Origin of the sequence: Nocardia abscessus NBRC 100374 (assembly GCF_000308455.1) — a bacterium.
GTDB classification, from domain to species: domain Bacteria; phylum Actinomycetota; class Actinomycetes; order Mycobacteriales; family Mycobacteriaceae; genus Nocardia; species Nocardia abscessus.
On sequence record NZ_BAFP01000150.1, the window covers coordinates 50,358 to 70,986 of the forward strand.

At 68.9% G+C, this 20,629-nt stretch carries 19 protein-coding genes; 8 read left to right on the forward strand and 11 right to left on the reverse strand.

The window, feature by feature from the left end; all coding sequences use genetic code 11:
- The first annotated feature begins 334 nt into the window (after positions 1–334).
- A complete protein-coding gene (locus tag ON19_RS30590; RefSeq protein ID WP_051169452.1) occupies positions 335–1,225 on the forward strand; it encodes a L,D-transpeptidase in 891 nt (296 codons plus the stop codon).
- Positions 1,226–1,333: 108 nt separating this feature from the next.
- Here the strand turns inward: ON19_RS30590 and ON19_RS30595 are convergent, their stop codons facing one another.
- The 3 genes from ON19_RS30595 to ON19_RS30605 form a co-directional block, all read right to left on the reverse strand.
- Positions 1,334–3,352: a M13 family metallopeptidase gene (locus tag ON19_RS30595; protein WP_043700537.1), complete on the reverse strand. Its 2,019-nt coding sequence runs from the start codon at positions 3,350–3,352 to the stop codon at positions 1,334–1,336.
- A gap of 61 nt (positions 3,353–3,413) precedes the next feature.
- Positions 3,414–3,788 carry a DUF397 domain-containing protein gene (locus tag ON19_RS30600; protein WP_043700539.1) on the reverse strand — a complete coding sequence of 125 codons (375 nt, stop codon included), beginning with the start codon at positions 3,786–3,788 and terminating at the stop codon, positions 3,414–3,416.
- A 10-nt stretch (positions 3,789–3,798) separates the two neighbouring features.
- Positions 3,799–4,650 (reverse strand): Scr1 family TA system antitoxin-like transcriptional regulator, encoded by an 852-nt coding sequence (locus ON19_RS30605; protein WP_043700542.1) that lies wholly within the window; start codon positions 4,648–4,650, stop codon positions 3,799–3,801.
- Between the two features lie 131 nt (positions 4,651–4,781).
- On the opposite strand from ON19_RS30605, the gene ON19_RS30610 reads away from it, so the two are divergent.
- Positions 4,782–5,306 carry a hypothetical protein gene (locus tag ON19_RS30610; RefSeq protein WP_043700544.1) on the forward strand — a complete coding sequence of 175 codons (525 nt, stop codon included), beginning with the start codon at positions 4,782–4,784 and terminating at the stop codon, positions 5,304–5,306.
- Here the strand turns inward: ON19_RS30610 and ON19_RS30615 are convergent.
- The gene (locus ON19_RS30615; RefSeq protein WP_043700546.1) at positions 5,275–5,790 is read right to left on the reverse strand and encodes a DUF4190 domain-containing protein; all 516 of its coding nucleotides are present in this window, start codon (positions 5,788–5,790) and stop codon (positions 5,275–5,277) included. The genes ON19_RS30610 and ON19_RS30615 overlap by 32 nt on opposite strands.
- A gap of 112 nt (positions 5,791–5,902) precedes the next feature.
- Positions 5,903–6,691, reverse strand: a complete 789-nt coding sequence (locus tag ON19_RS30620) for a pirin family protein (protein WP_043700582.1) — start codon at positions 6,689–6,691, stop codon at positions 5,903–5,905.
- A 235-nt stretch (positions 6,692–6,926) separates the two neighbouring features.
- On the opposite strand from ON19_RS30620, the gene ON19_RS30625 reads away from it, so the two are divergent.
- Entirely contained in the window at positions 6,927–7,391 is a 465-nt protein-coding gene (locus ON19_RS30625) for an NUDIX hydrolase (RefSeq protein ID WP_227954532.1), read from the forward strand.
- Positions 7,392–7,511: 120 nt separating this feature from the next.
- The gene (locus tag ON19_RS30630; protein ID WP_043700548.1) at positions 7,512–8,816 is read left to right on the forward strand and encodes an MFS transporter; all 1,305 of its coding nucleotides are present in this window, start codon (positions 7,512–7,514) and stop codon (positions 8,814–8,816) included.
- On the opposite strand, the gene ON19_RS39270 is transcribed toward ON19_RS30630, so the two are convergent.
- Positions 8,806–9,303, reverse strand: coding sequence for a hypothetical protein (locus ON19_RS39270; RefSeq protein ID WP_051169444.1), 498 nt, complete (start codon positions 9,301–9,303; stop codon positions 8,806–8,808). The two genes, ON19_RS30630 and ON19_RS39270, sit on opposite strands and share 11 nt — an antisense overlap.
- Positions 9,304–9,585: 282 nt before the next feature.
- Here ON19_RS39270 and ON19_RS30640 point away from each other — a divergent pair, with 282 nt between their 5' ends.
- Complete coding sequence (locus ON19_RS30640) at positions 9,586–11,220, forward strand: DUF4185 domain-containing protein (RefSeq protein ID WP_051169445.1); 1,635 nt, start codon at positions 9,586–9,588, stop codon at positions 11,218–11,220.
- Here the strand turns inward: ON19_RS30640 and ON19_RS30645 are convergent.
- Genes ON19_RS30645 through ON19_RS30655 form a run of 3 tightly spaced genes read right to left on the reverse strand, consistent with a single transcriptional unit; the run spans position 11,190 to position 13,517 of the window.
- Positions 11,190–12,047, reverse strand: a complete 858-nt coding sequence (locus ON19_RS30645; protein ID WP_043700550.1) for a 5-oxoprolinase subunit C family protein — start codon at positions 12,045–12,047, stop codon at positions 11,190–11,192. The two genes, ON19_RS30640 and ON19_RS30645, sit on opposite strands and share 31 nt — an antisense overlap.
- Positions 12,044–12,751: a 5-oxoprolinase subunit B family protein gene (locus ON19_RS30650; protein WP_083899720.1), complete on the reverse strand. Its 708-nt coding sequence runs from the start codon at positions 12,749–12,751 to the stop codon at positions 12,044–12,046. Before ON19_RS30650 ends, ON19_RS30645 begins: the two co-directional genes overlap by 4 nt.
- A 10-nt stretch (positions 12,752–12,761) precedes the next feature.
- Positions 12,762–13,517, reverse strand: coding sequence for a LamB/YcsF family protein (locus ON19_RS30655; RefSeq protein WP_086006753.1), 756 nt, complete (start codon positions 13,515–13,517; stop codon positions 12,762–12,764).
- A 138-nt stretch (positions 13,518–13,655) separates the two neighbouring features.
- On the opposite strand from ON19_RS30655, the gene ON19_RS30660 reads away from it, so the two are divergent.
- Positions 13,656–14,471 (forward strand): hypothetical protein, encoded by an 816-nt coding sequence (locus ON19_RS30660; RefSeq protein WP_051169446.1) that lies wholly within the window; start codon positions 13,656–13,658, stop codon positions 14,469–14,471.
- Between the two features lie 5 nt (positions 14,472–14,476).
- Here ON19_RS30660 and ON19_RS30665 read toward each other — a convergent pair whose 3' ends face one another.
- Positions 14,477–15,937 (reverse strand): CCA tRNA nucleotidyltransferase, encoded by a 1,461-nt coding sequence (locus ON19_RS30665; RefSeq protein WP_043700552.1) that lies wholly within the window; start codon positions 15,935–15,937, stop codon positions 14,477–14,479.
- A gap of 928 nt (positions 15,938–16,865) precedes the next feature.
- On the opposite strand from ON19_RS30665, the gene ON19_RS30675 reads away from it, so the two are divergent.
- Together ON19_RS30675 and ON19_RS30680 are read left to right on the forward strand one after the other, a co-directional pair.
- On the forward strand, positions 16,866–17,402 hold the full coding sequence (locus ON19_RS30675; protein ID WP_043700556.1) for an NUDIX hydrolase: 537 nt from the start codon (positions 16,866–16,868) through the stop codon (positions 17,400–17,402).
- The gene (locus ON19_RS30680; protein WP_043700558.1) at positions 17,399–19,987 is read left to right on the forward strand and encodes a DUF6049 family protein; all 2,589 of its coding nucleotides are present in this window, start codon (positions 17,399–17,401) and stop codon (positions 19,985–19,987) included. The genes ON19_RS30675 and ON19_RS30680 overlap by 4 nt, the downstream gene beginning before the upstream one ends.
- Positions 19,988–20,391: 404 nt before the next feature.
- On the opposite strand, the gene ON19_RS43390 is transcribed toward ON19_RS30680, so the two are convergent.
- A partial coding sequence (locus ON19_RS43390) for a hypothetical protein (RefSeq protein ID WP_218006495.1) occupies positions 20,392–20,629 on the reverse strand: 238 nt, incomplete at its 5' end.

The following is a 20,629-nucleotide window of genomic DNA, read 5'->3' on the forward strand; positions in this document are numbered from 1 at the left end:
GACGCGTTGCCAGTGAGCTTTGTCACTAACAGGTTTGCGGCGAACCAACTTTCACCTATCTGTCGATCATCATCCGACAGTCATTCGATGGCCTGACCGGGCCATTTCGCGGCATCGATACCTGCCGGAATCAATTGTGACCCACAGCACAAAGTGGCCGAGTGACGCATAACTCTGAAACGCAGGTGGCTCGATCCCGTGCCGAAACGGTAGGAAGGGACGAACGGGTCGGGCCGTCAATACCTGTGGGGCGCTCTTCTGGCTCCGCGCCGAAATGAAAGATCTCGCTACGTGCGCTCTCGCGCGCGCGAGAGATGGAATGGACGAGAAACCTATGCAAGCCGCTTTGCACACCGCGTCGTTGCCTGCTCACCGCAAGGGAGCTCGGCTAGCCCGTCGGTTGCGCGAGGGCGTCCTGCTGTCCGCCGCGATCGCGGCGGCCGGTGTCATGCTCGTCGCGCCCGCGCAGGCCGAACCGATTCCGGGTATCGGCACCGGCTCGGCCACCGAGCCGGCGCCGCAGGCGAACTTCGCCCCGCCCTCGATCAACATCGCCGACGGCGAGGTCGTCGGCGTCGCGCAGCCGATCATCATCACCTTCAAGGAACCGGTGGCCGACCACGCCACCGCCGAGCAGGCCATCAAGATCACCTCTTCGAAGCCCGCTCCCGGCCACTTCTACTGGCGCGGCGACAAGCAGGTCCGCTGGCGGCCGGACGAATTCTGGCCGGACAACACCGACGTGCAGGTGCAAGCGGGCGGCACAACCAGCTCGTTCCGCATCGGCGACGCGTTCGTCTCCACCGCCGACGACGAGACCCACACCATCACCGTCACTCGCAACGGCGAGGTGGTGAAGGAGATGCCCACCTCGATGGGCAAGCCCAAGCACGAGACGCCGAACGGCACCTACATCGTCGGCGAGCAGCAGCGCAAGATGATCATGGACTCGTCCACCTACGGCGTGCCGATCACCGACCCCGAGGGCTACAAGCTCGAGGTCGAGTACGCCACCCGCATCTCCAACAGCGGCATCTTCGTGCACGCCGCTCCGTGGTCGGTCGCCCAGCAGGGCGTCTCCAACGCCAGCCACGGCTGCCTGAACGTCAGCACCGAAGACGCCCAGTGGTTCTTCGAGAACGTGCGCCGCGGCGACCCGGTGATCGTGCAGAACACGCAGGGCGGCACGCTCAGCGCCAGCGACGGCCTGGGCGACTGGAACTGACTGAGCCGCCTCTGTCTCCTCAGTGCCCCCTCTAGGCGCTGACGAGCAAGACTCCGGTGCTCCGGTCTTACTGTGACCGGAGACCGGCTGCGCTGAGCGCCGTTGGGACTACCAGATCTTCACGCGCTCAGCGGGTTCCAGGTACAGCGCGTCGCCGGGCTTGACGTCGAACGCCTCGTGGAAGCTGTCGATATTGCGCACCACCGCATTGCAGCGGAACTCCGGCGGCGAATGCGGGTCGGTGGCGAGCCGGCGGATCGCCTCCTCCATGCGGGCTTTCGTGCGCCAGACCTGAGCCCAGCCGTAGAACACCCGTTGCAGGCCGGTGAGCCCGTCGATCACCGGAGCGGCGGCGCCGTCCAGCGAGATCTTGTACGCCTCCAGCGCGATGGAGAGACCGCCGAGGTCACCGATGTTCTCGCCGATGGTGAACTGGCCGTTCACGGTGTGCTCGTCGGGCAGTTCCTTGGGTGAGAGCACGTCGTACTGTTCGATCAGTGCGGTAGTCCGCTTACCGAATTCGGCGCGGTCCTCGTCGGTCCACCAGTCCACCATGTTGCCGTCGCCGTCGTACTTCGCGCCCTGGTCGTCGAAGCCGTGTCCGATCTCGTGGCCGATCACCGCGCCGATGCCGCCGTAGTTGGCCGCGTCGTCGGCGTTCATGTCGAAGAACGGCGGACGGAGGATCGCGGCCGGGAAGACGATCTCGTTCATGCCCGGGTTGTAGTAGGCGTTCACCGTCTGCGGGGTCATGAACCACTCGTCCCGGTCGACCGGACCGCCGAGCTTGTTCAGGTCCCGATCGTGCTCGGCCGCGTAACCCCTGCGGTAGTTGCCGACCAGGTCTGCCGGGTCGATCACCACACCGGAATAGTCCCGCCACTTGTCGGGGTATCCGATCTTCGGGGTGAACTTCTCCAGCTTGGCCAGCGCGGCGAGCCTGGTGCCCTGGCCCATCCACTCCAGCTCGGCGATATTGCGGCGGTATGCCTCCTGCAGGTTGGCCACCAGCTCGACCATCCGGTCCTTGGCCTCAGGCGGGAAGTGCTCGGCCACATACAGTTTGCCGACCGCCTCGCCGAGCAGGTCCTGCACCAGCGTGACGCCGCGCTTCCAGCGTTCCCGGTTCTCCTCGGCGCCGGTGAGCGTGCGGCCGTAGAAGTCGAAGCTCTCCTCGACCACCGCTTCGGTCAGATACGGCGCACGCGAGCGCAGCACCCGCCAAGCCGCCCAGGCCTGCCAATCCGCGAGCGGCTCCTCGGCCCACAGCCGCGCGAACGTGCGCAGATAGTCCGGCTGGCGGACCACCAGCTCGGCGAACAACTCGGGTCCGACCGGGTCGACGCCATCGGCCGACGCGGAAGTCCACGCGGCCCAATCGAACTCGGGATTCTCGGCGACCAAGGCATCGAACGTGACCAGGTTGTACCTGAGTTCGGCGTCGCGGCGGCGTACCACGTCCCAGTGCCCGGCGGCCAGTTTCCGCTCCAGTGCGAAGACGCGGTCGCCGACGGTGTCGAGGTCGCCCGGCAACAGTGCGGCGACGTGGGAGTCGGCGGCGGCCAGGGCGAACATGCGGTTGATGTGCGCGATGTACTTCGCCCGGATCTCGGCGAACTCGTCGGACCGGTAGTACGACTCGTCGGGCAGGCCGATGCCGGACTGGGTGGCGTGCACCAGGTAGCGGTTGGAGTCCTTGTCGTCGGTGTCGACGAAAACGGCGACGGCTCCACCGACGCCGGTGCGCTGCAACCGGCCGAGCAGCGCGGCGAAAGCCTTCTTGTCGCCGACCTCGGCGATCGCGGCGAGCTCGGTGGCGATCGGCGCGAGCCCGGCCGCGGCCACCGCATCGGTGTCCATGAAGCTGGAGTACAGGTCGCCGATCTTGCGTGCGTCGCTGCCCGGCTCGGCGTCGGCGTCGGCGGCATTCCGGATGATCGCCTGCACGTCCAGCTCCGCCTGGTCGTACAGCGCGCGGAAGGCGCCGTCCACCGCCCGGTCGGCCGGAATCCGGTGCTCGGCCAGCCATTTGCCGTTGACGTGCGAGAACAGGTCGTCCTGCACCCGCACGTCCAGGTCGAGGTGGGACAGATCGATACCGGAAGGGCGGGTCGATTCGGAAGTCACGGTCTCCAGTATGCCGATGTGCCTGCCGGCCGGCCCCGGGCCAGGGCGCCGGGCAGGGACATCAGACGGGTGACACGACGCGGTCGAATTCGCCGTCGTGCGCGCCGAGCACGAAGGCGTCCCACTCCTGCGGGGTGTAGGTGAGGGTGATCTCGCCGTGGCGCAGTGCGGTGTGACCGTCGGCGGTGGTGTGCGCGCGCAGTTCGCCATGCGATCGCCCACGGGTGCGCAGGGCGTCGAGGAACGCGGTCCATTCGGCTGCGGTGACGGTGATGACGGGCTCTTCGGCGGGGCGGTCGGCCGGGTTGCGGCGATACTTGCTGTCACGGATGAGCACCGCGTCACCCTCGAACCGGACCTCGACGCATTGGTTGCCATTGTTCGATCTGGTCGATGTGAACCAGCCGGTGCGTACCGGCCGTGCGGTGATGGCCATGGGCAGGATTTTACACGCGGGAATAGCGTCTGATCAGGGCTAACGACTCCATTCGTGAGAGCGACTGCTGCACCGCGCGCTGGTAGGCGAAGCGCAGATCGCGGACCAGATCCGGGTCTTCGACGGCCCCGCCGAACACCGCGCTCTCCACCCAGCCGAAGGTGGGCAGCTGCTCGCCGGCGAAGTCGATGAGGTGGAAGCTGGACCCGCCGAGCACCGCGCCCGCGGTGGCCGCGAACGGGATCACACGCACCTCGACGGTGTCCAGCTCCTCGATCATCTCCGCCAAGTAGTCCAGCTGCCCGCGCAGCACGTCCGGACCTCCGGTCTGCTGCAAGAGGGTGCCCTCGCCGAACACCGCGGTCAGCTCCACCGGCTGCGCGCCGCGCAACCGCTCTTGGCGTCGCATCCGGATCGCCACCAATTGCTCGACCTGGACGGGGCGGATCATCACGTCGGCACTGATCAGGGCGCGGGCGTAGTCCTCGGTCTGCAACAAGCCGGGCACGACGAGACTGTCGTAGCTGCGGATGCTCTGCGCGCCGTATTCCATGCCGTACAGCCGCTGCAACTCCGGCCCGATCAGTGCGGAGGACTTCGTCCACCAGCCGCGCTGCTTACTGGTTTCCAGCAGGGCCAGCAGCTCGGCGCGTTCCTCGGCTTCCACCTCGAGCAGTTCGAGCACCGGGCCGATGGTCTTGGTGGTGAGTACCCGCCTGCCCTTCTCGACATGCGACCAGTTGGCCGGGGTGAATCCCACTCGCCGCGCGAAGCCCGCGGAGTCGAACCCCCGCTGTTCGCGCAGTTCACGCAGCCGAAGCACCAGTTCCCAACGGGCCACGGTGGGCGAGACGGGTGCCATGGGTGGGGATGCTACGCCCGCGCGGACGCGCCGCGCGGTGACTATTGTCAAGCGACTTGCGCCGGGCTACTGTCGAGACCAGCGATCGATATCTTCCGAGCACGCTCCACCGGCAGCGAGGCGAGGTTGTCATGAGTACATCGCGCATCGAATCAGGCAGACAACTGGCGTCCACGGAGTTCCCGGCGATCCAGGACGCGTTCGCTCGCTGCCGCCGCTACCGCGAGGACAACAAGCTGTACGCCCTCGTGGACCCGATCCTCGGTCGCATCATGCTGGAAGTCGGCGCGGTCGGAGCGGTCGTGATGCCCGCCGTGTTCGGCCGGCGCGTGCGCGAGCGGTTGGCCGCCGGAGCCGAGTCCCGGCCCGGCCCGGTCATCGCGCATCCGCGTGCGGACCGCTGGACGTTCCTGACCGGCCCCACCGACAACACTTATTTCGACACCGGACTGTTCGCCGATCTGTTCCGGGTCTGCGCCGCGATCGCACTGCCGGGCAGCCACATCGTGCTGCCCTCACCCACCGACGAGCACGGCGGCTACCGAACCTGGGTCGTGGCGCCCGACGGCGACTTCCGCCGCGAATTCGCCGAGGTGATCGCCGCGACCCGGGCGTGCGCCGCGACTACCGGGGCGTCGGCGCGGGTGGCGGAGTGAGCGTGACGCTGTACTTGTCCTGCAGCTTCTGATTCCACTCGCGCTCGCACTGCTCGATCTTGGACTGGTCGTTGCCCGCCTTGTTCACGCAGTCCACGAAGTCCTTGCCACCCGAGTCGATGAAGAAGCTGTAACCGACGATGGTGAACAGGACGGCGCCGACGATGCCGAGCACACCGAGGACCACACCGGCGATCGCCATGCCCATGCCTCCCGCGGTGCCCGCGCGGGCCTTGACCACCGCGATGATGCCGAAGATGACGGCGAAGACGCCGCCGACGTAACCGCCGATGATCGTCCAGAAGAACAGCAACGCGAGGATGCCGAACACCAAGGCGGTGATCGCCAGGCCACGGCCTTTCGGCGATTCCTGCCAGTAGCCGGGCTGACCGGCGTACTGGCCGCCCGGAGGCGGTGGGTACTGCCCCGGCGGTGGGTATGGCCCCGGGTACTGGCCGGGCGGCGGGGGCGGATATTGCGACATGGACTTCCTCTCCGTCGTTGCCTCGCGATGCTCGGTCCGGACGAGGTGATCCGGGGGTGCACGCGTCGCCTACTGATCGCGCTCCCTACGGACGGATGTTAATGCGAACCGGCTATTGGGCGCCCAGTCGTGCGTGCATCTCCCATACCAGGATTTCCGAAGGCCGCCGCGCCACCACACGTTGGCCACCCGACCTGGTCAAACGCACCGCGTCCCCCTCGTAGAGCAGACCCACGCCCTCCATGTCCACCTCTCCGCGCGCCACGAATAAGTGCAGATAGGGCGCGTCGGGTAGGTCGACCACCTGCTCGGTGCCCGGCTCCGCGCTCACCATACGTGCCACGTGCAGCGCCGAATGGCTGCTGTTGATGGCGATGGCGGTGCGATCGCGGTAGCGAGGCAGGCCGGAGGCGACCGTCACCAGACCGCCCCCGGCCAGTTCGTCGTCGATTTCGAGCTGCTCGTAACCGGGGATGAGCCCCGGCTCGTCGGGCACCACCCACATCTGCACGAAATGGACGGGCTCGTCGTGTTCGGGGACCCGGCCGTCCAACCGCCACGCGTCGTTCTTCTCCGAATGCAGGATGCCGGTGCCCGCGCTCATCCGCTGGGCCAGCCCGGGATAGATGACACCGCTGTGGCCCAGGGAATCCTGGTGCACCAAGCTGCCGCCGAGCACCCAGGTGACGATCTCCATGTCGCGATGCGGGTGAGTGTCGAAACCCTGCCCCGGGGAGACCACGTCTTCGTTGTTGACCAGCAGCAGGCCGTGGTGGGTGTTGTCGGGATCGTAATGTTCCCCGAAGGAGAACGAGTGCTTCGAATCCAGCCAGGAGACCCGCGTCTTCATGCGGTCGCCGCCACGGTGGACATCGATGTGTGGTGTCGTGAGTGTGGACATCATGGTCCTCCTCTCGGGACCGTGCACCGATCGCCATTCAGGGTAGGAGCACTTCCACCGCGGTACTCCGCATTCCTAGTAAATTGTGCCGCACTCGGCATTTTACGCGAGCGACCGGAAGGTGAACGGCAGGCGAGCAGAACCGACCGGTAGGTCGAAACGCCGGGTCACCTCGTCGGATATCGTGGTCCGACCCCGATTGCCAAGCGCGACAACGACAACCGGAGGTAACGACGTGCTGGACCCCGACGACCTCGCCCGGATCGAGCAGCAACTCCGCAGCGAAGCTCGTCGCGACGGCATCGCGCATTTCGTGATCGGCGTCGCCGTGTTCCGCGAAGGCCGGCTTCTGGTGGTGCGCCGGGTCGCCGACGACTATCACGGCGGTATGTACGAACTGCCCGGCGGGGGCGTCGAATCGGGGGAGACATTCGCCGCGTGCGTGGAGCGGGAATTGCTGGAGGAAACGGGCCTGCGGATGCGCGCCGTCACCGACTTCCTCGGCGGATTCGATTACGCCACCCGGACCAAGGCGAAAGTGCGGAAATACACCTTCGTCGTGGAGGCACAGCCAGGTGACGTCGCGCTCGCGCCAGGGGAGCACGACGCCTTCGCCTGGATCGACGCGGACGCGCTCGACGGGCTGCCGATGGCACCCGATATGCGGGAGACCGTGAGCGTGCTCGTCGACCGGGTGTGACTCGCCCGCCCCGGGTTCGTCACCGAGACGCGAGCGTGCGGCGTCGGCGGCGAACGCAGTACGCTCGCGGACGTGTCGACTGGTCACGCCGAAGGCCTCACTCCCGCAGAGCATCGGCCGGTGGGACTGCGCGTCACACTTCGGCAGAGTCCGGGCGTGTCGCGGCTGGCCGTGGTGCGTTTCGCCGGGCAATTCGGCGATGGGATGTTCCAGGCTGCCTTGTCCGGCGCGATCCTGTTCAACCCCGAGCGGCAGACCGACCCGCTGGCCATCGCGGCGGGCTTCGCGGTGCTGCTGCTGCCGTATTCGCTGATCGGACCGTACGCGGGGGCGCTACTGGACCGGTGGGATCGGCGCACCGTGCTGCTGGTTGCCAATGTGGTGCGCGCCGTTCTGATCGCGCTGGCGAGCGCGGGGCTGCTGGCCGGGACCGCCGAGACGCCGCTGCTGTTGCTGGCGTTGGCGGTGGTGGGCGTCAGCCGATTCGTCCTGGCCGGAGTGTCGGCGGCGCTGCCGCAGGTGCTGGCGCAGGCGTGGCTGGTGCCGATGAACTCGGTGCTGGCCACGGTCGCCTCCGGGTGCGCCGGATTGGGCGCGGCGGTCGCCGTGGGTGTGATCGGGTTGATCGGAGCGGGGGACTTCGGTTCGGCGGTCGCGGTCGCGATCAGCGGCATCGGGTCGGTGCTCGGCGCGGTGCTGTCGGCCGGGTTCCGGCCGCGCGTGCTCGGTCCGGGGCCCGACGCGGCGAAAGGTGAGAACACCGTGCACGCGATCGCCACCGGACTGCGCACCGGCGCCAGGGCGGTATGGGAATCCAGAGTGGTCACGACGGCGATGCTGGGCATCGGTACCCATCGGATCGTGTTCGGCATGAATACGCTGATCATGGTGCTGGTCTTGCGCCACCCCCCGGTGGACTCCTCCGGACTCAGCGGTGGCCTGGTCGGTTTCGGCGTCGCGATCGCCGCGACCGCGGCGGGGATGCTGGTGGCCGCCGTCGTCACGCCGCTGCTCATTCCCCGGCTGGGGCGGGCGCGCACCGTGATCGCCGGTCTGATCTCCGCGATGCTGGTGCAACTGACGTTGGTCACGCCGATCGCGTTCGCCGACTCGGACACCGCGGCGGAGCGTGCGCACGAACTCCTCTTGGTCGGCGCCTTCCTGCTGGGCCTGGCCGGACAGACGATCAAGCTGACCGGTGACGCGACCATGCAGATCGATATCGACGACGCCCGGCGCGGTCAGGTCTTCGCGTTGCAGGACACCGTCTTCAACATCGCGTTCGTGCTGGCGATCGCGGTCGCCGCCCTGGCCGTTCCGGATGACGGGCGCTCGGCCGTCGTGGTGCTCGCAGGTGCGGCGATCTACGCCGCGGGCATCGCCGCCATCGCGTTGAACATGCGACGCGGCGCACTCAGGCGATGAAGGGCTCGTCGTCGAGGTCTCGTCCGTCGCGGCCGAGCCAGTGTGCGATGTGCTCGGGGAGCGGGCCCGCGGCCGGGCTGCCGCATGGTGTGCCTTCCTGATCCGGCTCCGGCAGGGGCGAATCCGGTAGCTGTTCGCCGCTGGGCGCACGATCGGGCCCCGGAGCGTCCGTGCGCACGATCCAGTCCAGCGGCTCGCTCGCCGCGTCGCCCGGCAGACCGGTGACGTGGTGGTTCCACGTGCCCAGGCCGGTGGGATCGGTGAAGAAATGGTCGAGCACCCCATCGTCATCGAGATCCAGCGCCGCGATGTCGGCGCGGCCCGAGCCGGCCGAATCCCACAGCGCGTCATCGGCGATGCCGTCTCCGTCGAAGTCCAGCCGCACCGCGTCGGCCGTGCCCGTGCCGCCGAGTTCCAGGTCTGCCTCGCTGGTCCACACGTGCACAGGACCGTCGCCGGTACCGAACACGTACTCGATCTCGTTCATATGTCCTTGGACGCGTGCGGCGCCGCTCCGGTTCCATTACGCGCCGGTTTTTCGATTCACCGTCCCCCGTTCGCGGCTGTCGTTCCGGTAAGTTGACCTGTCAGCGGCCGACCGACAGGAGTCAACACGACATGGGTTCTCCGGTGCACCACCTCGACGCGGTACGAGAACTGCTGGGCACGTGGAAAACTCGGTCCGCCACCAGGCTCTCGATCACCGGCTAGCCGCGGCCGGGCCGACGTGACGCGCGCATTCGCAATCGCCTCCCCTTGGGCACCGGCCATGGTCGGCGCACTGCTCGTCGGCGCCGTCGCCCTGCCCATGCCCGCCGCGCAGGCCGCGCCGTTCCCGTGGGCGCCGCCGCCGGTGAACAGCTGCGGCGAGGTCGGTTTCGACCCGCTCGCTCGCGAGCCCGATCCGGCACAACCCCCTCCGCCACCGCTGCCGCCGCAGATCGACATCCCGGTGCCGATTCCGGAACTCACGCCGGTTCCGGTGCCCGACCCACCGCAGGACAACACTCGCGTCGTCCCCGACCCGCTGCCGGCGAATCCGTGTGACAACCCGTGCCCGGACATCAGGGACAACCCGAAGCATCCCGAGCCGGATCCCGACCCCAGCCCGACGCCCGAGACCGGCACCGACGAAGGGACCGGTTCGAGTTCCGGCTCCTCCGGCTCGGCCTCGGGGTCAGGTTCGGGCAGCGGATCCGGGTCCGGCTCGGGGTCCGGTGCGCCGGTCAAGCTGCCGCGCATCGAGTTCAAGCCCGAGATCGAGCCGATTCCGGTGCCGGTGCCCGGCGAACCGGGCGAGGAGCCACAGCCCGCTCCACCCCACGTGGTCCATCCGGCCGAACCGGGTCCGCTCGCGGCGCCGGTGGCCGCGCCGAGGGTCGAGTCGGTCCGGCTGGTCGAGCAGGTGACCGGGCACGGCTCGCAGAACCGCACCGACATGCGCTGGCAGGTCGACGGAACCGATCTCGGCCTGATGTGGGAGACCACGCCCGGTGAGGTCGCCGTGGTGTTCGGCGACACCTTCGGCAAGGGCTGGGGTGGCGGCGGCGCGGGCAACGACGATCAGGACTGGCGCAGCAACGTCATCGGTTTCAGCACCGACCGCGATCTGTCCGACGGGCTGACCCTGGACACCTTCGCACAGGACAGTCGCTGTCACGCGGCGGAGATCCTGGGCAGCCGCAAGATCAAGAACTGGGAGACCACCACCATCCCGACCTCCGGCTTCGCCATCGGGAACCGCCACTACCTCAGCTACATGTCGGTCAACAGGTGGAGCCGCATCCCGGGGCTGTGGTGGACCAACTACGGCGGTATCGCCTACTCCGACGACCACGGGCGAACCTGGCGGAAAGACCAGCATGCCAAGTGGGACAACCTCTTCGGTCTCGGCAAGTTCCAAGTGGCGGCGATGGTGCCGCACGACGACTACGTCTACATGTTCGGCACGCCCAACGGGCGCGTCGGCATGATCGCACTGGCCCGCGTGCCCGAGCACCAGATTCTGAACAAGTCCGCCTATCAATACTGGGTGGGCGGCAGCTGGGCACCCGCCGCCGAGAACCACGCCACCCCGTTGGTGCTGGGCATGGCCAGTGAGCTCTCGGTGCGCTACGACCGGGAGACCGAGCAGTGGCAGATGGTCTACCTGGATTCGGCCCGGGGCGCGATCGTATTGCGTACCGCGGCGAGCCCACAGGGCGCGTGGACGGACGCGATCCCACTGGTCTCCACCGCCGACTACCCGAAGTCCTACGGCGGATTCATCCATCCGTGGTCGACCGGCGAGGACCTGTACTTCATGATCTCGGCGTGGGACAGCTACAACGTGTATCTCATGCACGCCAGGCTGGAGCCGAGCACGAGCCGGCGTCAGCCCGCCCGCACGAATCGCACGGGCTGACCCGGTCGCGCCTGCGCGATCACGTCGACGTCGGCATCGAGGAGCACCGCGATCACCGGATAACCGCCCGTGACCGGGTGATCGGCGAGAAAGACCACCGGTTGTCCGCTCGGCGGCACCTGGATCGAGCCGAGCGCCATGCCCTCGGTCGGCAGTTCACGGGTGACCTTGCGGGCCAGCGGTGGACCGGTGCGGCGATCCAAGCGGGCGCCGATCCGGTCGGTCTCGGAGGAGACCTCCCATTCGCCGTCGAACAGGGCCGCGGCATCGGAGAACCAATCGTCGCGCGGACCGAGCACGGCGCGGACGGTGACGGCGTCCGCGGGCAACTCGGCCACCGGGGCGACGTCCACGACCGGAATCGTGTGCGGAGAAGGACCGATCGGGAGCCGATCGCCCTTTCTCAGAGGCTCCGGCCCCAGACCGGACATGGTGTCGCGGCTGCGGGATCCGAGCGTGGCCGGTACGTCGATGCCGCCGCGCACCGCGACGTAGCCGCGCAGTCCGAGGGAGGCGTACCCGAGCCGGAGTGCCTGACCCGGGTCGAGTTCCAGGACGCTCGCGTGCCCCACCGGCCTGCCGTCGACGGTGGCGGGCGCAGGCGCGCCGGTGACCGCCAGCATGACGTGCTCCTCGGCGTGCAGGGCGAGCCCGCCGAGGAGCACTTCGATCGCCGCGTGCCCTTCCGGGTTGCCGACCAGCCGATTGGCCAGCCGCAGCGACCCGCGGTCCGCCGCCCCCGCGAGGCCGACACCGGAATCGAACCAGCCCGGCCGTCCGAGATCCTGGATGGTCGCGAGTGGACCGACCTCGTCGACGACGATCATCCGTCGCTCCTCGCATCGACGAACCGAACCGTGGCGCCCGCGCGGATCAACGCGGGCGGATCGCGCTCGGCATCCCACATCCTGAGGTCGGTGGTGCCGATCAGCTGCCACCCGCCGGGCGTGCTCCGCGGATACACCGCACTGTATCCACCGGCGAGCGCCACCGCGCCCGCCGGAATCGACGTGCGCGCCTGCGCCCTACGCGGAACGGACAACCTGCCGTCGGGCGATTCCAAGTAGCCGAAGCCCGGCGCGAATCCGACGAAGGCGCATCGCCACACCGTGCCCGTGTGCGCGGCGATCACCTCCGCCGTCGTGAGTTCCAGCGACTGTGCCACATCGTCGAGATCGGCGCCGTCGTAGCGCACCGGGATCGATACCGGTTCGGGTCCGAAAGCATTGTCCGGCAATGTTCCACGGGAAACACCGCTCGACTGCTCGGCGTGCAGGGAAATGAGGAGCGTCGTCAGCGCACGGCGCACCGCTTCTCCATCGCGCGGCGCGTCGAGCGTCAGCAGTACGGTCTCCGCGGCCGGAAGCAGGTCCTGCACGCCGGGCACCGGGCGATCCCGCAGCGCCGCCACGAGTTTTGCGACCATGTCACGCCGCTGAGGCGTGATCAGCAGCGCCCGATCGCCCGCCGCGCGGATCGCCTCCTCGGCCGCCTGCCGCTGCGCTCGGGGCACCGCGCCCTTCGTCGTCATGTCCGGGGCCTCAGCCGAACGGCTCCACCGGCACGCCGACTTCGTCCAGCGCGGTGCGGATGGACCGGGCCATCTCCACCGCCGCGGGCGAGTCACCGTGCACGCAGATGCTGGCCGCGCGCACCGCGACCTCGCCGGAGCCGTCGGCCGCCCGCGCGGCGCCCGACTCGGCGATCGAAACCGCCTGCGCGACCGCCTCCTGCGGTCCCAACACCGCCCCTGGCGTACCGCGCGCGGCGAGCGAGCCGTCGGGCGTATACGCACGGTCGGCGAAACCTTCGCCGACGAAGCGCACGCCGGCGGCCTGCGCGGCCGTCTCCAACTGGGTGCCCGCCGGGCCGAGCAGGGCCAGCCCCGGGTCGTACTCCACCATCGCGGTCAGTACCGCGTCGGCCAGCCTCCGATCGCGTGCGGCCGAGTGATACAGCGCCCCATGCGGTTTCACATAGCGCACCCGATCGCCCGCCGCTTTCGCGAACGCGTCGAGGCCGCCGATCTGATACAGCACCTCGTCGCGCAGTTCGCCGGGCGCGACGGCGATCTCTCGCCTGCCGAAACCGGCCAGGTCGCGATACCCCACATGGGCGCCGATCCGCACGCCCTTCGCCACGGCGAGCGCACAGGTCCTGCGCATGATGGCGGGATCGCCCGCGTGGAAGCCGCAGGCGATGTTCGCGCTGGTGACGATGTCGAGCATGGCCGCGTCGTCGCCCATCGTCCACGGTCCGAAGCCCTCGCCGAGGTCACTGTTCAGATCCAGCGCCATATGCGTCCTCCACTGTGTTGCCGACGGCCTTCCGATTCTCGTGCCGGAGCGCTCTCCCGGGCAAGGACGCCCCGCCCGGGCGACCTGGGTCACAGCGCACCGGTTCGGCCCGCCGCGCCAAGTACGCTCAGTTCAATCATGGCCACGTATTTCGATCCGAAGTCCTGGTCGCCGCTGCGGGCTGTCGATCTCGGAAAGCGCCTGTTCGATCAATCCTGGCTGGAGCAGTGGGTCGCGCTGAGCACCGCCTGGATGGATCCGGTCGCCGACCTCGGCGCGGGCACCGTCACGGCGCTGCTGCCCGATGTGCTGATGACCATGCTCAGCGAGGGCATTCTGAGCAGGTTCGGCGGGCAGGAGGTCAGCGCGACACTGCTCGGTCACGACCTGCACGCCACCCTGCAGGTGCTCAAGGTGCGCCGCCGCGGCGCGCACTTCCAGACCAAGACCGTGCTGTCGCGGCTGCGCTGGGACGATCACCCGATCGAGTCCGTGACCGTCATCGCACACGGCGTCCGCCTGATACCGGGCGTGCCGACCAAGGTGCGCACGGCGCGGCTCGACCTCGACGGCACCGTCACCACCGCGGCGCTGGTCGGGTGGCTCAACACCCAGCCCCTGGACTGGGCCCTGGACGTGCACCCGAGCGGATTGATCCGAGCCCGGCACCGCCGACGACTGCTCACCGCGCTGGTGGACGCATCGGTCCGGGACAACCGGCTGTACATCGAGATACGCAGAGCGACGTGGTTCGGCGTCCGGATACCCAGCCGCGTGATCGACGTGCCCGCCATACCGCTCGAGCACCTGCCCAAGGACGCCCGGATCGCGCACGCCGACCGCGACGGCGATCTGATCCGGTTCCGCGTGGAACTGCCGGAGATCACCGGGTCGTTCGATCTCGCCCAGATGCGCTCGGCGATCCTGGCCGGAACCACCCTGATCGTCTTCTGACCTGGTCAGCCCTGCGACTTCCACCATTCGAGCAGCGCCGCCTCGGCTTCGTCGCGGTCCATCGGGCCGCGGTCGAGGCGCAGTTCCTTCAGATAGCGCCAGGCCCGGCCGACCTCGGGACCCGGCGGCAGGCCGAGCAGCTCCATGATCGCGTTGCCGTCCAGATCCGGGCGGACCTTGGCCAGATCCTCCTGTTCGCGCAACCGCTCGATCCGCGACTCCAGCTCGTCGTAGGTGGCGCGCAGCGCGGCGGCTCTGCGCTTGTTGCGGGTGGTGCAGTCGGCACGGACGAGCTTGTGCAGGCGGGGGAGCAGGTCGTCGGCGTCGGTGACATAGCGGCGGACCGCGGAATCGGTCCACTGGCCTTTGCCGTAGCCGTGGAAACGCAGGTGCAGGAACACCAGCCGGGCCACGTCCTCGGTGAACTGCTTCGGGTACTTCAGCGCCTTCATCCGTTTGCGTACCATCTTCGCGCCGACCACTTCGTGGTGGTGGAAGCTGACCCCGCCGCCCGGCTCGTTGCGTTTGGTGTCGGGCTTGCCGATGTCGTGCAGGAGCGCGGCCCAGCGCAGCACCAGGTCGGGGTCGCCATCCTCCTGGTCGATGGCCTGCTCGAGCACGGTGAGCGAATGCCAGTAGACGTCCTTGTGCTGGTGGTGTTCGTCGATCTCCAGCTTCATCGCGGGCACCTCAGGCAGCACCCGCTGCGCCAGCCCGGTCTCGCACATGACGTTGATGCCGTCGATCGGATGCGCCCCCCCGATCAGCTTGTCCAGCTCGACCCGCACCCGCTCGGCGGTGATGCGGTCGATCTGGTCGGCCATCGCGGTGATCGCGGTGTTCACCCGGGGATGCGGCTCGAAGCCCAACTGGGAGACGAACCGCGCGGCGCGCAGCATGCGCAACGGGTCGTCGTTGAACGAATCCTCGGGCGCGGCAGGCGTATCCAGTACCCCCTCGAGCAGGGCAGTCATGCCATCGAGCGGGTCGACGAACTCCAGCGCGCCGTCGGGGCCGATCTTCACGGCCATCGCGTTCACCGTGAAGTCCCGGCGCACCAGGTCCTCGGCGAGCGAGTCACCGAAGGTCACCTCGGGGTTGCGGGACACCCGGTCGTAGCTGTCCGCGCGGAACGTGGTGATCTCCAGCTGCTGACCGGCCTTGGCCGCGCTCACCGTGCCGAACGCCAGACCGCCGGTATCCCACAGATGATCGGCCCATCCGCGCAGGATGTCCTGCACCGCCTCCGGCCGCGCGTCGGTGGTGAAATCCAGATCGGTTCCGAGCCGGCCGAGCACCGCGTCCCGCACGCTCCCGCCGACCAGGTACAGCTCGTGCCCCCGCGCCGAGAACATCTCGCCGAGGGGCGTCAGCACATCCGATAGCCCCCCGAGCGTCACCGCCGCCGCGGCCAGCAATCGGGTACGTCTATCCAGCGCAGCGTCCTCGGACTTCGGCGAAACCACGAATGAGCAGCTTACCGAGCCGCCACAGCGAATAGCGCGGCGCAGGTCCTCGCAGCAGGCCCAGATATATAAGGACTCCGATATCAACCCAGCCAGCGGCCTCCGAGCACGCCCCGATCACGAGTTCCCACCCGCCAAAACCAGCCAACCGGCGGCCGATCCCCGGCCCACCCCGCCATGGTCCGCCGGTCCACCAGTTCCGAAGAAGACAAGACCGAGCATGCGCCGTCCCCGCCCCAGACTCATGCTCAAGCGAGTGCCGCACCCACGATGAATCACGAACACCGATCGACTCGACGCTCAGCCGCCCACGCCACGAGCACTTCGTCCGGAACTCGAAGACCAACGCGCCCGACACACCTCAACGTCAGGTTTGGACCAGAGCGAGACCACGCATACGCGCTTCACGACCGGCTCTCGTCCGAACGGCCGCCACCTTGACGGCGACCACAATCACCACTCGACCTGCCAACCAGCCACCCAAGCCGCGTGCACCATCTCCTGCCCCCAACGCCAACGTGCCCGGCACACCCCAACACCCCCGGTTACGAGCGAAGCGAGACCACGCCGCCCTTCACGACCGGCTCGCATCCGAACGGCCGCCGCCCGGACAGCGACCACGACCACCAGCCGACCTGCCAACCAGCCACACCAAGCCGCGTGCGTTATGTCCAGCGCTCGACCACCAACGTGCCCGGCGCACCCCAACCCAAGGTTTCGAGCGAAGCGAGACCGAGCATGCGCCGTTCGCGGCCCGGCTCGCGTCCGAGCGGCCGCCGCGTCCGCGACGCAGTCGCCAGCGGCGGTCGCTCGGACGCGAGCCACCAGGGGGCCGCGAACACCCAGCGCCGCAGGCGCTGGAAAACCAACACAGCCCGCGAACCCGCCGCGACGAAGTCGCGGCAATTCAACACAGTAGGATTGCCAGGTGTCTCCGGCCGATCGTGCGAACAGTCGACGCCGCCAGCCTCGGCGCCGCGGTTCGGCCGCCAATGCCGCGAAGCCGCGGATGCGCACGGTGCGGGAGACCTCGGCAGGTGGGCTGGTGGTCGACGGCTTGGACGGGCCGCGGGAATCACGCAGCGCCGCTCTCATCGGACGCACGGATCGCCGTGGGCGGTTACTGTGGTCGCTGCCGAAAGGACATATCGAAGAAGGTGAGACCGCCGAGCAGACCGCGATCCGCGAGGTCGCCGAGGAGACCGGCATCAACGGTGTCGTGGTCGCCGAACTCGGCAGCATCGATTACTGGTTCGTGACAGACGGTCGGCGGGTACACAAAACGGTGCATCATTATCTGCTGCGTTCGGTCGGTGGTGAACTGTCCGACGCCGACGTGGAAGTGACCCAGGTCGCGTGGGTTCCGTTGAGTGAACTGAATTCTCGGCTGGCCTACGCCGACGAGCGGCGGCTGGCGGAGATGGCGAACAAGCTGATCGACCGGATGGAGACCGGCAAGCGATGACGCGTGGACTGTTCCGGATCTTCGTGGCGGTCCTGACCATCCTCGGCCCGGTGACGACGCTGCCACTGCTCGATTCCGCGTCGGCCGAGGCGCAACCGGCCGGGTCCGGTACCTCGTCGAACCCCAAATTCCTCAAGCTGTCGCTCGATTCGGTGACCCCGACCACGGTGACCACCACCAGCGATTCCCTGCTGACGGTCTCGGGCACGGTCACCAATATCGGCGATCGTGTGGTGGACGACGTCAGCATTCGCCTACAGCGGGCGGCGGCGATCACCACGCCGATCGGGTTGCGTGCGACTCTGCGCCTCGACGAGGTCAATTACGACTTGAACGGCGAGTTCGAGGACGTCGCGCAGCGACTGAATCCGGGCCAGCGCAAGCAGTTCACGTTGAACATCCCGTTGCGCTCCGAGAGCGGCGCCACGTCGCTGCGCATCACGGAGCCGGGCGTCTACCCGCTGTTGCTGAACGTGAACGGCGAACCGGCCTACGGCACGCAAGCTCGGCTCGACGACGCCCGGTTCCTGCTTCCGGTGCTCGGCGTACCGCCCACCAGCGAGGACGCCGGTGTCGCGGCAGCGCCGGTTTCCGCGTCCACCGACGCGCCGGTGGCGACGACGTTGCTGTGGCCGCTGGCCGACCGGCCGCGTCAGGTGGGGGGTCGTCCGGGCAGTGTGGACGGCAAAGCGGAACTCACCGACGACGAACTGGCCGCTTCGCTCGGCAGGGGCGGCCGTCTCGATCAGCTGTTGGCCGCGCTGGAGGGGGTGTCGAGCCCGGGCGCGGGCCGCAACGCCGAGCTGACCTCGGCCGTGTGCCTCGCCGTCGACCCCGACCTGCTGCTCACCGTGCGGGCGATGACCGATGGTTATCGTGTGCTGGCCAGCCCATCCGACCCCGACGGCGCGACCAGGGCGGGAGCGGGCGCCGAACAGGCCCAGACCTGGCTGGACCGGTTGCGCGTGCTGGCCGGCTCGATGTGCACCGTGGCGCTACCGTTCGCGCAGGTCGATCTCAGCGCGCTGGCCGCGGTCAACGATCCGGCGCTGTCGGCGCGCGCGATCACCGAACCGGCCGACATCATCGACTCGATCCTGTCCACCCGGTCGGTGCGCGGGGTCAGCCTGCCGGATTCCGGCAGCATCGACGCGGGGGCTGGTCTCCTGCTGCGCGGTCACGGTTTCGGCACCGCTGTGCTCGCCTCCACGGCGGCCGTTCCGCAGGGCAGTGTGGACTGGGCGCAGTCGAGCAGTGAAAGCAGCGAGACCACACCCGGTTCGAGCGAGGCGGCGGGCAGTGCGGACCCGGCGAGCCCGGAAGTGGTCCGGCTGCCCGAGATCACCGCGATCCCGCCGACCGCACCGGCACCGGCGCCGCCGGTCGCGGGCAATCCGGCACCGCCAGCCGCGAGTACACCGGCCCCGGCCACGGATCCGGCGCTGCACGCCGTGACGTTCGACATCTGGTCGGCGACGGCGCTCGCCGCGGTTGGCTCGAATCCGCCCACGCCGCCGTTCACCCCGGCCAGGGTCCGCTACGACGTGACGAACGACTCGCGTGCGGCGCGCCTGCAGGACGCTCTCGGAGCGATCTCGTGGAGCGCACTGCATCCGGAGGCGAACCGGCCGCGTTCGCTCTTGCTCGTCCCCCCGCAACAATGGGGTGCGAACCGGGACGAGGCGACGGCGCTGCTGCGCCAAGTCGACGTGCTGCTGCGCGGCGATCTCGCCACCGCGCGCCCGTTCCACGATCTGGTTGCGCTGCCGCCGGACCCACAGCCCTACGAGCTGGACTATCTGCCGCAGGCGGCGCAGGACGCGGTACCGGAGCGGTTCGTGCCGCCCGTGCGCGACCAGGGCCGCCGGATCACCGAGATGATGCGCGCGCTGGTGGACGTGCCGGAAGCCGAGCCGACGCCACACGATTTCCTGACGCCGCTGCGCGACGACCTGCTGCGCGTGCTGAGCCTCTCCGATCGCCGTGCGGGCGACGCGGCGCCACCGGATACGTTCGCCCAGCGGAGGCTGGATCAGAACACCCGAACGATGGACAAGCTGTATCGCTCCGTCACCGTGCTTCCGCCGGGCGGGGTGTACACGCTGGCGTCCGAGCAGAGCCCTTTGCTGCTGGTCGCGCGCAATGACCTGCCGGTGGCCATCCGGGTCAGGTTCCGGATCGAGTCGCCTGACGAGACGGAGATCACCGATCCGGGCGAGCAGCAACTCCCGGCCAACGGGTCGCGGTCCTTCCAGATCCCCACGGAGGTCCGGGACAGCCGGAACCTGGTCGTTCCGATCTCGCTCACCACGCCGGAGGGTGTGGCCCTGGGCAATCCCACGCAGGTCTCGGTGCGTTCGAATGCTTACGGTCAGGCCTTGGCGATAATTACCGGATGCGCCGCACTCCTGCTGCTCCTCTTGGCCGGTCGCCGTTTGTGGCGCCGGTTCCGCGGGCAGCCCGACCCGGCGGACGAGGGCTTCGATCCGGGTACCAGGCGGCGGGTCAACCGCTACCGGCGGGCACGCAGGCGGGTGCTGCAAGCCGAGGAACAGCAGCAGGAGCAGCTCCAGGAGACGCGGTGACCGAACCCGCTTCGACGGGTCTGCGCAAACCGCTTCTACCTGCGTCGATGTGGTGTATCGCGGTGTCGTGTGGCACGGTGGAGGACAATCGCAGTGTTCCCGGGCCGGTCCGGTCCGGACGGGGACCACTGACAGAATGTTCGCCGATCACGGCGAACCGTTGCGGCGAGCCGCGGCTCACCGCACCGATGGGGGTGCGGATATCCCGGCTGGTACAGGAGGCATGATGAGCGACGATGACATATCGGCTCATCGCCCTCGACCAGGCGACCGGCTCGACGGCCCGCCGCTTCGCCGCGCGCCGGTCGCGCCGTGGGAACGCAACCCTGCCCCGCCCGAAGCCGAGAACCCGGACGTGAACGCCGGAGCCTACGACGACGGTCAAGCGCCGCGCGTGCCGCAGATCAGTCGTCCTGCGCCCGCACCGCAGCCGCGCCCGGGTCAGCGCATGCAGCCACCACCGCCCGCCGCGCCACCGAGGCCGCAGCGGCCGCCGGTGCCGCCGCCGCGTCCCGGCCCCGCGCCGCACCCGGGCCAGCGGCAGTACCCGGCTGCCCCGCCACCGGGCCCCGCGCAGGGTCCTGGACCACAACCGCGCCCTGTGCCGCCTGGCCCCGCTCGCCCGGGGCCCGGCCAGTCCGG